Annotated in this window: 7 protein-coding genes; 5 read left to right on the top strand and 2 right to left on the bottom strand. The window is 35.4% G+C overall.

Features of this window, described 5'->3' with window-relative positions; translation table 11 throughout:
• Positions 1-145: 145 nt before the first annotated feature.
• Genes DFQ09_RS13500 through DFQ09_RS13480 form a run of 5 tightly spaced genes read left to right on the top strand, consistent with a single transcriptional unit; the run spans position 146 to position 7,923 of the window.
• Entirely contained in the window at positions 146-1,915 is a 1,770-nt protein-coding gene (locus tag DFQ09_RS13500; protein WP_220347459.1) for an alpha-L-fucosidase, read from the top strand.
• 13 nt (positions 1,916-1,928) lie between these two features.
• A complete protein-coding gene (locus DFQ09_RS13495) occupies positions 1,929-3,083 on the top strand; it encodes a putative glycoside hydrolase (protein ID WP_115811198.1) in 1,155 nt (384 codons plus the stop codon).
• Between the two features lie 4 nt (positions 3,084-3,087).
• Entirely contained in the window at positions 3,088-4,629 is a 1,542-nt protein-coding gene (locus DFQ09_RS13490) for a sulfatase family protein (protein ID WP_115811298.1), read from the top strand.
• Positions 4,630-4,642: 13 nt separating this feature from the next.
• Positions 4,643-6,025 carry a sulfatase family protein gene (locus tag DFQ09_RS13485; RefSeq protein ID WP_181897183.1) on the top strand — a complete coding sequence of 461 codons (1,383 nt, stop codon included), beginning with the start codon at positions 4,643-4,645 and terminating at the stop codon, positions 6,023-6,025.
• A 59-nt stretch (positions 6,026-6,084) separates the two neighbouring features.
• Entirely contained in the window at positions 6,085-7,923 is a 1,839-nt protein-coding gene (locus tag DFQ09_RS13480) for an arylsulfatase (protein ID WP_115811194.1), read from the top strand.
• Between the two features lie 111 nt (positions 7,924-8,034).
• Here the strand turns inward: DFQ09_RS13480 and DFQ09_RS13475 are convergent, their stop codons facing one another.
• On the bottom strand, positions 8,035-9,150 hold the full coding sequence (locus DFQ09_RS13475) for a formylglycine-generating enzyme family protein (RefSeq protein WP_115811192.1): 1,116 nt from the start codon (positions 9,148-9,150) through the stop codon (positions 8,035-8,037).
• A 259-nt stretch (positions 9,151-9,409) separates the two neighbouring features.
• The gene (locus tag DFQ09_RS13470) at positions 9,410-12,058 is read right to left on the bottom strand and encodes a T9SS type A sorting domain-containing protein (RefSeq protein ID WP_115811190.1); all 2,649 of its coding nucleotides are present in this window, start codon (positions 12,056-12,058) and stop codon (positions 9,410-9,412) included.
• Positions 12,059-12,248 lie beyond the last annotated feature (190 nt).

The raw sequence follows: 12,248 nt of genomic DNA, 5'->3' as shown, positions 1-12,248 counted from the left end.
ATATGTTTTTGGGAGCGTCGCTAATTGATGAAAACTAGTGGTGGCTCAAGAATGTTATATACAGTAAAGTAGGTAGATTTCTATCTGCAAATCAAAAAAATAATAAATTAATAATAGTACGCATATGTTTAAGAATAGATGTATAATGTTTTCCGTTTTAGTAATGCTTATTAGCGTTATGAATAGCCATTCTCAAGAGAAAGACAAAAAAGGAATGGAAGAAATGTGGGGAGAAACTACAGTTTCTGGTGATGCTTTAAAAAGTGGAAAAGCGAAGTTATTTGATGAAGGCAACTACGGTATGTTTATTCATTGGGGATTGTTTTCAAATCTAGGTGGAGTATGGGAAGATAAGACCTACTACGGTATTGGAGAATGGCTAATGAGCAAACGTGTGGCAAACATTTCGCCTGAAGATTATATGGAAACGGCAAAAACCTTTAATCCAACAGAATTCGATGCTAAGCAAATTGCGCAATTAGCAAAAGATGCTGGTATGAAATATATTATCATTACCAGTAAACATCACGAAGGTTTTGCGATGTTCGATTCTGAAGCTAGTGATTTCAATATTGTAGATGCCACTCCATTTGGTAGAGATCCAATGCACGAGTTATCTGCTGCGTGTAAAGAATTAGGACTTGGATTTGGATTTTATTATTCTCATAATCAAGATTGGACGGCTCCAGGCGGAACTAGAGGTCCTGAAGTTGATGAGAACGGAAAGAAAATGGATTTTAAAGATTATTTCTATAATAAATGTAAGCCACAAGTTAGAGAAATCTGTACCAACTATGGTGACATCGATTTTGTTTGGTTTGATACTCCTGGTGATATGCCAGAGGAATATGTAGTAGAATTAGCCGATATGGTAAGAGAATTACAACCAAATGCTATGATGTGTAGTCGCGTAGGATATGGTATGGGTGACTATGCTAGTATTGGAGATATGGAAGTGCCAACAAGAAATGTAGAAGGTCTTTGGGAAACTTGCGATACTAACAACGATTCTTGGTCATATGCTTGGTACGACAATAACTTTAAAAGTCCTAAAAAGATTTTAGGTCGTGTTATTGAAACTGTAGCTAGAGGCGGTACGTATTTATTTAATGTAGGTCCAGATAGTAACGGAGCTATTCCTAGTATTGGTATAGAATTTTTACAAGAGTCTGGTCGTTGGATTCAAAAATACCCACAAGTTGTTTACGCTGCAGGTAGTTCACCTTGGGGTTATGCATTGCCTTGGGGAGATGTTACTACTAATGGTAAATCGCTTTATTTATCTGTAAGTGAATGGCCAACTAATGGTAAATTATACTTACCTGGATTAAAATCTAAAGTGAAACAAATATCAGTTTTAGATGGTGACAAAAAGAGTTCACTTAAATACTCTAAAGACAACGATTGGTTAGTAATCGATGTGCCATATAAAGCACCTGAAGAATTGATTTCTGTAATTGAAGTAGAACTTGAAGATGCAGAAGCTGTAGTAGAATCACACTTAGGTATCTATCCAAATGTACCTACAAGATTATTAACTGAATTTGGTGAGGTTGAAGGTGCAGAACAAAAAAACGTACGCTGGATGGAGAAATTTGGTGAATGGAAACATGCCAACCAAGTGAGCAATTGGGAAGAAGATGGTACGGTTTGCTGGGAAGTAAACGTTCAAGAACCGGGTTATTATTATTTAGATTTAGAATATAAAGGTGAAGGGCGCTTAGTTTGGAAAACCACAACAGATGAAGGTATTAAAGTTCAAAATCAACAAGCAGCAACTGATAAATATGCGTATCGCAGAATGGGAATTTTAGAGTTTAAAACGGCAGGTAATCATATTATTAAGACGTCATTAGTTGAAGGTGATGTTCAAACATCGAGTTTGAAATCGATTAAGATTTTACCAATAAAATAAAATTGTAAGCATAATGAAGTTAGCGTTTTTACATAAAAGTCTGTTTTTAATTGGTTTGGTAATGTCTCAAGTGGCCTTTTCACAAAACGATAAGCACTATCCAGAATTTAGCTGGGATAAGGTTCCTGTTGCGTTTCATTTTGGAAAAAAAGGGGATTTGTTAACTAAGTCTGAAGCTAAATTTATAGCGGAGCATTCTAACTTTACGGTATTAGAAAAGGCGCATGGTTTTCCGAAATATAAACATTCAGAAGAGTCTATTGCTGCTGATGCAAAAGTGCTAAAAGATTTAAATCCAGATATGAAAGTGGTATTCTATTGGAATGCTTTTTTAGATTACAGGATGTATAAAGCGCATGAAGACTATCAAACAAAATCAGAATGGTGGCTAAAAACAAAAACAGGCGAATTAGATTTAAAAGATGGTAAATTAAAGCGCTATGATTTATCTAATCCAGAACTTAGAGATTGGTGGTCTGATATTGCCAAAGACAATTTGGATAATGAAAATATTGATGGCGTTTTCTTTGATGCCTTAGTTCAGGTTACCAATCCAGGTAATAAAAAATTATGGGGAACTGAAAAGTATGATGCCATTCAGCAAGGCTTAAAAGATCTAATTAAAGAAACGAGAGCTAAAATTGGTGGTGACAAATTAATCGTTTATAACGGTATTCGTTCTACACCAGTTAGAAATAGCGAAAATGACTTTCCAGATTTTACAGATGCCATAATGATTGAACATTTCGGCTATTTTAATAGCAAAACGAAAGAAAGTATGCTTAAGGATATTCAAGAAATGGAAAAAGCAGGTAAAAGCGGTAAAATAGTCGTGTTTAAGACATGGCCAGAGAATGCTTGGGTAAACAAAACCTTTATGGCTAAATCTGAAAAAGAAAAAGAGAAAATTTCTAAAGAGCATTTAACATTTGCCTTAGCCTCTTTTTTAGCTGGAGCACAAAAACATTCTTATATTAGTTATAATTGGGGGTATCGCTTAAGTATGGGATCACTTCTATGGTATCCTGAATTTGATAAACCCTTAGGCAAACCTCTAAACGAGATGCAAGTTAACGGTTGGATTTTAACCCGAAATTATGAACATGCCAGTATTTGGGTCGATTTAGAAAACAAGAAAGCCACCATTGACTGGAAAAAAGAAAGTTAAAACCATGAAAATAAGCGCCTACTTTTATATGATACTGTTGGTGTGCTTAACAGCTTGTCAAGAACAAACAAAACCAACACCTCAAGTTAATAAACCCAACATCATCATATTTTATGCTGATGATATGGGTTTTGGTGATTTAGCAATTCAAAATCCCCAATCTAAAATCCCAACACCCAATTTAGATCAATTAGCTAAAGAAGGACTTTTAATGACAGAGGCGCATAGTTCTTCAGGAGTGTGTACACCAAGTAGGTACGCGTTGTTATCGGGCCGGTACCATTGGAGAGACTTCAACGATATCGTACATGCCATGGGCGAATCAGTGTTTAAAGAAAATCAGGTGACATTACCTCGTATTCTTAACACTAACGGTTATCATACAGCAGCTATTGGTAAATGGCATTTAGGATGGAACTGGGAAGCCATTAGAAAAAAAGAGGTTACTCAAAAAGTAAAAGCTAAGCACGGAAAAAAGGAAATCGAAATTTGGCCAGCACAAGCTTATGATTGGGATAAATCTATTCCTAATGGGCCGTTGTCTATTGGTTTTAATTCTTATTTTGGTGATGGTACTATTAATTTTCCTCCATATACTTGGATTGAAAATGATAAGGTTACAGAAGCACCAACACTAACGTTACAACATCCTAAAGAAGATTTTGCATTAGAAGGCAATTGGGAATTACGACCAGGACCAGCAGTAAAAGATTGGAATTTTTATAAGATTTTACCAACGGTGACGCGCAAAGCTGTGACTTTTATAAAAAATCAAGAACAAGCTAAAGAACCTTTTTTCTTATATATGGCATTTCCTTCGCCGCACGCACCAATAATCCCAAATGAAGAATTTAGAGGGAAAAGCAATGCAGGACCTTATGGCGATTTTGTGTTTCAGACTGACGATGCTGTCGGACAAATTTTAGACGCATTAAAAGCTATTAATGCAGATGACAATACCATTGTTATTTTTACTTCAGATAATGGGTCAGAACACTATGCTTACAACCGTATTAAAAATTATGATCACGATAGTTCTCATCCGTTTAGAGGTGTAAAAAGAGATGTTTATGAAGGCGGACATCACGTGCCTTTTATCGTAAAATGGCCCAACCATATTAAACCAGGAACAAAGAGCAATCAATTGTTCAGTCAAATAGACCTATTAAATACGTTAGCGTCTATTACAAATAGCGATTTACCAAAAGGATTTCAGCATGATAGTTTTAATTTTTCTAACGTATGGTTGACCAATACAAATGAACCTGTGAGAGAAACTATTGTTCACAATACCTGGGCTTCAAAATATGCGATTAGAAAAGGAGATTGGTTATATATTAATAATAAAGATGGTTACCACACCAGAATTCCAAAATGGTTTGAAGAAGGACAGCGTTTTAAAACCGCTAAGGATACCGTACAACTCTTCAATCTTAAAGATGATATTGGGCAAAACACGAATTTAGCAAGTCAATTCCCTGAAAAAGTTAAGGAGTTAGCGGTAGCATTAGGTAACGAACAGGAAACAGAAACGTTTGAAAATTAATACGGAAATGAGAATGCGTTACTTAAAACATATCACACTTTTATGGGTTGCCGTTGTAATGTATTCTTGTAATGATACTAAGAAAGAAATTATAGCAAAATCAGAAGATTCAAGACCAAACATCATCTTTATTTTTGCAGATGATTGGGGTTATGGGGATTTAGGCGTGTATGGAAATACAGAAGTTGTGACGCCCAATATAGATAAAATGGCATCTGAAGGCACACGATTTACGCAATTCCATGTGACGAGTGGAGTTTGTTCTCCTAGCCGGTCTTCAGTTTTAACCGGTCATTTTCCTGCAAGACATCGTGTTCATGCACATTTCGCAGGAAATGAAGTGAATGCCAAACGTAATATGCCTAATTATTTAAATGATTCCTTGCCGGTTTATCTTCCTCAGACCCTACAAAAAGCAGGCTATAAAACCGCGCATTTTGGGAAATGGCATCTAGGTGGTGGTGGTAAACCTCATGGCGATCCTTCAGCACCAGAGCCTAAAGTTTACGGCTACGATGACGCTAGAGTTTGGAACGGCAATGGACCGACTTGGAAAGGAGATCAGAAATGGGAAACCACACGATTTATGGATACGGATACCTTATGGGTACAAAGTTCGAGTCGAATTGCTGTAGATGAAACGATTGATTTTATAAAGGAAAATAAAGGCAAACAACCGATGTTTGTCAACCTTTGGTTAAAAGATCCGCATACACCATTATGGCCTTCAAAAGCGCAACGCGAACCATTTAAAGGTTTGTCACCAAGCAAAGAAACCTATTATGCGGTTTTAAAGGATGCCGATTTTCATGTTGGACGTTTATTAGAGTCTATATCAGAAATGGGATTAGATGACAATACATTAATTATTTTTTCTAGTGATAATGGTCCTGCAGGATGGGGACCTTCTAAAGAAGCGGGTTCAACCGCAGGCTTAAAAGGACGAAAAGTGGATATCCTTCAAGGAGGAGTAGTGGTGCCATTTATTGTAAAATGGAAAAATCATGTTGAAGAAAATAAGGTAGATTCAACAAGTGTATTATCTACAGTAGATTTATTACCAACCTTTGCCAGTTTAGCAGAAATAGAATTGCCAAACGATTATGCTATTGATGGAGAAAATATCAGTTCAATTTTAGAAAATAACAGCTTTAAAAGAACAAAACCCTTATTTTGGGAATGGCGTTTTCCTAGAGAAAACACGAATCACTGGGCGCAAGGCGCCGTTAGAAAAGGGGATTGGAAACTATTATTTAATAAAAAAATGAAGAGAGAAGAACTCTATCATATTTCTAAAGATCCTTTTGAAAAAATCAACCTAGCAGCGCATAATGAGGAAGTTGTAAGTGAGCTTAAAAGGCTTTGGTACGATTGGAAAAAAGAACTTCCGGAATAACTAAATATCGCTTAAAAATAATTTAATAACACCCTATACTTTCAAAAAACAGTATTGAAATGAATAAAAAAGTAATAGCATTAATAGCCCTTATGGGACTTACGTTTTCATGTACGTCTCAATCCACAAAAACAGTAACCACTAAAAAATCAAAACAGCCTAATGTCATTGTAATTATTACAGACGATCAAGGTTATGGAGATCTTGGTGCTCATGGGAACACCTTAGTTAAAACGCCTGCCTTAGATAAATTTCATGATGAATCGGTGCGTTTAACAGATTTTCATGTGGGACCAACCTGTGCACCTTCAAGATCGGGTTTAATGACCGGAAGATATGCTAATAGAGTAGGAGTTTGGCATACGATTGGTGGTGTTTCTATTTTAAGAGCAGATGAAGTTACTATGGCGGATGTGTTTCAAGAGAATGGTTACGAAACAGCGATGTTTGGTAAATGGCATTTGGGAGATACCTATCCTTCTAGACCACAAGATAAAGGTTTCAAATACACCATTACACATGGTGGAGGTGGAGTTGGTCAGACACCAGATTATTGGGATAATGATTATTTTGATGATACCTATTTTAAAAATGGAGTACCAACAAAATTTGAAGGTTATTGTACCGATGTTTGGTTTGATGAGGCGATAAAATATATTGAAGACAAGAAAGATGAACCGTTCTTCGCTTATATTTCTGCGAATGCGCCACACCTTCCATTTAATGTGCCAGAAGCTTATTATAATCAATACAAAGACTTAGATATTCCAGAATTTCAAAAGATATTTTACGGAATGATTACCAATGTTGATGATAACTTTGCGAAGCTTCAAAAGAAATTGGAAGACTTAAATATAGCCGATAATACCATCGTTATTTTTATGACAGATAACGGAACGGCTTCAGGATATAAAACAGTTGGAGGTCAACTATACGGTTTTAATGCAGGAATGAAAGGCACAAAAAACAGTGAATATGAAGGTGGACACCGTGTCCCATTTTTCATTTCGTATCCAGGAAAGAATATTAGTGGAGGTAAGGATGTTACGGATTTAACAGCGCATTTAGATATATTACCAACTTTAGCAACTTTGTGTAATTTAGAATTACCTGAAGGACAAAAGGAAATGGATGGTTCGGATATTTCTTCATTAATTTTAGGTACCGAAACTACGATAGGTAGGGATTATTTAATTACAGATTCGCAACGTGTACAAAGCCCAATAAAATGGAGAAAAAGTGCCGTGATGTCAGATAAAATGCGATTGGTTAACGGTAAAGAATTATATGATATTTCTAAAGATCCAGGTCAAGACAATGACTTAGCAGCTCAGTTTCCTGAAAAAGTAGAACAAATGCAAGGCTATTATAACGAATGGTGGAGTTCTGTTTCTACAGAATTTAACCAGTTTCCAATTATTGTTTTAGGATCAGATCAGCAAAACCCAATTGAATTAACCTGTCATGATACCCATGTGCACGATTCTAAAATTCCATGGAATCAGAATTATATTAGAGAAGCGCAAAAGAATCCTGTTGGAGGTGAATTTACCGTAGCATTTGAACAGTCTGGGACCTATACTATTGAATTAAGCAGATGGCCTTTTGAATCTAATTTGGCTATAAATGCGGCTGTAGCAGGAAAAGAAGGCACTATTTCTACAGAAGCTATTGCAGAAGGTAGAACGATGAACTTTAAATCTGGTGGTGTAAAAATTGGAGCTTGGGAACAAACTAAGGCTGTAGAAAAAGAGGCTAAAGTGATAAGCTTTACAGGTAATTTTACGGAAGGAGAAACCGATATGAGTGCTTGGTTTACAACAGACAAAGGTGAAGACTGGGGTGCGTTTTATATTAAAGTAACTAGAGTATCAAAAGAATTCTCTATGATAGATTAATCTTTCCATAGATTGCGTTTCATAGAATAAGCGTTATAATTCATTTTATAGCACTAAAAAAAGGGAAAGCTAACTTTCCCTTTTTTTAGTGCTATATGTAAACGGTATGTATTATTCTTTAGAAGTTAGCATATCTGGTGTTGCTACTGTTCTAAAGCCCATATGATCGGACCCAGAATCTACAGAAACACCCATTTTAGCCGATATTCTAAAACTAGCACAGTAAGAGGCATGGCACAAAAAAGACCCACCTTTCATCACGTGTTCTACCTGGTACGGATTATTAGGATTAAAATGTGTAGCCGCTCCTTTAGGATTTACAATCGGCTTAGACGTGTCTAATTCACTGTAATATTTTACACTAAAGAAATCACTAGTTATTTCCCATACATTTCCAGCCATGTCGAATAACCCAATACTATTTGAAGGATATGATTTTACAGGTGAAATAAATTCAAACCCGTCTTCAGAATCATTACTCGTAGGAAATACACCTTGCCAAGTATTAGCATTCGCATCTAATTTTGCAGCATCGTTGCCCCAAGTAAATATGGTGTTTGTGTTTTTTCCTTGCGCAGCAGATTCCCATTCTGCTTCGGTTGGTAGACGTCTATTTGCCCATTCGCAATAGGCTATAGCATCTTGGTAAGCCACATGTACTACCGGGTAATCATCTTTACCTTCAATAGTAGTTTCCGGACCGTCAGGATGTTTCCAATCAGCTCCTGTTTTCCATGTCCACCATTGTCCGTAGTTCTCCATGTTTACAACAGCATTCACATCTTTGTTAAAAATTAAACTTCCGGGCTGTAAAATAGAATCATGAGGTTTTGGTGTGTTTGGAGGTAATTCTTTTTTCATTTCTTCCCAATCAATCTCGCGTTCTGCTATAGTTATATAGTTAGTAGCTGCCACAAAGGCCTTAAACTGCTTATTAGTAACTTCTGTGATATCCATAAAAAAACCATCAACAGTAACCCAATGTGCAGGCTTTTCTCTTGGCATGGCATAATTGTCGGTGTCTTTAGCCCCTTGTAGAAAGGTTTTCTTCTCTACCCAAACCATACCTTCAGGTGTGTCGACTTTTGAAGTTGGTTCCGCTTTAGTTTCAACTTTTGGTTCTGGTGATTTTTTGTCTTCTACGTTTTTACAGCTATAAACTGTTGAGCCAAGTAATAAAATAAGTGAAAAATAAGTGAGCTGTTTTGCTATGTTTTGATGATACATATGTTTTTTGTTTTAAAGATAATTATTCAGAATGGTGTTTTTATGGTATTAACGTAATAATTGAGTCGTTGTTCAATAAATCAATTAATATTTCATTTGTAAATAAACTAATTTTGGGTCATACTATTGCAAGTGTTTTTTGTTAATTTTTACGATTAAAAAAACCGCAATATTTTTAAAAAAATATCACGGTTTTTCTGCTATTAATCAATTTAGGCTCATGTCTATATTTAAAAAATTAAGACATCAATTATACATTTTATTTTATGATAATCTTTTGAGTTCTATTTTGTGTGTTACTTTTTAATTCAACAATATAAATTCCAGCTTTTAAAGCATTCACATTTATAGTATTTGTTGTGTTAGACGTATTTAATGCGTTTTGTACTATCAATCGTCCTTGTACATCGTAAATAGCAGCTGTCGTATCTGAGTTTAATTGCCCTTTAACTACGACTGTTTTTGTGGCTTGTTCTGAATAGATATTTAAACCATTTAACAAGTTATCTTCTGTAGATAATGTTGAAGAAGAAAAATGCACATAGAAACGACCTGTTCCATTTAACGTACTAGCTGGTGTAAATACATAATCACCAGTATTTAGTATAGTCCATGTATTGGTAACATTATCTTCAAGATATATATTAATATTAGAAGGTATAGAAACCGTTTCCGTATCTAAGCCAATAGTTAATTGTATACCTGCTTCTCCTTTAATACCAAGTGGAACAACTACATCGTTAAAATCGTTGTATGGTAAAGCTTGAATAGCCATATCAATTCCTGTATTGTTTTCTACAAGATTCGTGAAGATGCCATTAGATGCACCAAGATAAGCACCTGCATCGTAACCTGGGTCTAAACCACGAGTTTGGTTGTCTACAAAATAGATGTCGGTAGAATAGGTGTCAGAAGAATTACTTAAATGCAATTTTGCTAAAGCGATGTTTAGATTATTAGCTGAGCGTCCTACTATAAAATCATCAGAAGAACCAATAGTTCTCATAGCCGGTGTGAACGTTACAGTACCACCACCTGTTTTAGTTCTCACAAAGAAACCTTGACCAGGAGCCAATTTTTCTCCATTTAAACTATTCCAAACTGTCCAACCATCTGAAGCATCACCGTCATAACCATAGATGGCTTGAAACGCTTCGGTGTCAAATTGATCTTTGTTAGCATCAAAAAAAGTATCAAAATCTAAATAAGAAGGATAAGGGTTTCCGATTAAGTTCCATTTTCTGTAATTGCCTGCGCCACTAGTTGTCTCATCTGTAATAGCTATAGTTACATCCGTTGTTGGCGAATCTGGTTGTGCTTGAAATACAACTGTACCTCCAGTATTAGTTGCTGCTCTATAGCCTTTACCAAGAACTATATCATCAGTTGCATTAGTTACAGTATCCCAATTTAGATATTCACCACTCGTGTTATCAAAAGGACCAAATAATTTTTGCGTTGTTGTAGAAGGGTTTTCGACAAGATTAACGCTGGACGCTTCAAAAGTACTAAAGGTTTGAGAAACAGGAGACGCTACCAAATCATTACCTGATGTTACAGGATTTACCCATTTATTATATCTAATATTACCAGTAATATTTCCTTTTAAAATTAAACTTCCAGAACTTGTACTAGAAGAGCTTGCTCTAAGTGCATCTTTTGTTATTGCATCTCCATTTACAATAAGCGAAAACCCAGGCTGAATATCTAAAATCTCTTGAAGTCCAGAAGTATGTTCTATTGTTATATTATTTATTTCTACGTTAGAATTCAAATTTACTTTACCATGTATTACTACATTATCAGTTGGTAAAGAAGGGATTTTTCCACCTACCCAAGTAGAGCTATCTTCCCAATTAATATCTTGACCTGCTGTTGTAGTATACGTATTATATATAATATAACCATCTACATCTTGAGTAAGTGTACCATCTACAGGTTCTACTCCATTTAGAAGCCAAGTGTCTAATATAGTCTGAGACACTGTTGTTCCTATTTTAAGCACTCCAGGCGCGTAGTTTTGTAAATCTACTACACCTTCAGTAGTAGATGTAGTGTATGAAGAAAATTGTACAAGATTGACACCATCTGCAAAGACTAAACTTAAAGGTCTTGTAAATACTCTTAAGTAACCCAAATTACTTTGGTTTTGATTAAATGTAACTATAGACGTATTATTTGCTTGAATATCTTTGTAAATATCGCCTTCAAATTGATCTGCTACATTAAAAGCAATAGAAGCAGTACCTTCTAATTCTATTGTAGTTCCTGTACTAATTTTATTAGTACTATTAAAAATAAAAGGATTATTTCTATTTTTAAAACCACCAATAAAGCTTGACAAATCCGAAGTAGCTTCAAAAGTGACTCCCCCGTCACTACCAGCACCATTGATGACGTTAAAAAGACCACCTCCTGTTATTGCGCCATGAAACTCAACAGGAATAGCTGATTCATTTTTTATAGTAAGACCAAAAGTACCTGTATCAATAGTATTGCCATTTGCAAAAGTAGTTGTAGCACCTGCTATATTTACGAATCTTCCACTAACACCTAAAGTTAAGTTACAATCAACTGTAGTAATTCCTGCAAAATTATTTACTATAAGATCACTTGAAACTGGTGTAGTAAGGGTTAAAGTAGAATTTGAAAGACTACTAATTGTTATAGCTGTATTTATTATCAAATTTCCAACAGTTGTATCGGCATCAACATCTACACTAGCTTCTAGGGTTGCAGTACCAGTTGCATCAGCTATTATACCACCTGTCCAGTTAGCTGCTGTAGACCATAAGCTATCTCCAGCTCCAGCATTATTTGTAAAAGTTCCATCAACTTGTGCGTTTAGTTGAAAGTTGCTTAAGCTGATTACAGCTAAAAGCATAATAAATTGTAGTTGTTTGTTCATAGGTTTAGGGGCTTTATAATTATTTGTCAAAAATAAGTGAATATCCCGACTTAGCTTTGCTTAATTCACCCAAATTTATACTCATTTCTTGTTGCTATCGTGTAATAGAGAGGTAGATATGCCTTGTGTGCTGTAGGAATTTTAATAGCTGCTGTTTCTATAGTGTTGTTTTGTAGGACGGTATGATTTT

Source organism: Winogradskyella pacifica (assembly GCF_003386275.1).
GTDB lineage: Bacteria > Bacteroidota > Bacteroidia > Flavobacteriales > Flavobacteriaceae > Winogradskyella > Winogradskyella pacifica.
Note: the sequence above shows the minus strand (reverse complement) of the source record. Positions and strands in the feature narration are given on the sequence as shown.

Excerpts from the sequence above, each read along its gene's own strand:
- DFQ09_RS13500 (WP_220347459.1), top strand. The coding sequence starts at position 146 with ATGTTTTCCGTTTTAGTAATGCTTATTAGCGTTATGAATAGCCATTCT.
- DFQ09_RS13495 (WP_115811198.1), top strand. The coding sequence starts at position 1,929 with ATGAAGTTAGCGTTTTTACATAAAAGTCTGTTTTTAATTGGTTTGGTA.
- DFQ09_RS13490 (WP_115811298.1), top strand. The coding sequence starts at position 3,088 with ATGAAAATAAGCGCCTACTTTTATATGATACTGTTGGTGTGCTTAACA.
- DFQ09_RS13485 (WP_181897183.1), top strand. The coding sequence starts at position 4,643 with ATGCGTTACTTAAAACATATCACACTTTTATGGGTTGCCGTTGTAATG.
- DFQ09_RS13480 (WP_115811194.1), top strand. The coding sequence starts at position 6,085 with ATGAATAAAAAAGTAATAGCATTAATAGCCCTTATGGGACTTACGTTT.
- DFQ09_RS13475 (WP_115811192.1), bottom strand. The coding sequence starts at position 9,150 with ATGTATCATCAAAACATAGCAAAACAGCTCACTTATTTTTCACTTATT.
- DFQ09_RS13470 (WP_115811190.1), bottom strand. The coding sequence starts at position 12,058 with ATGAACAAACAACTACAATTTATTATGCTTTTAGCTGTAATCAGCTTA.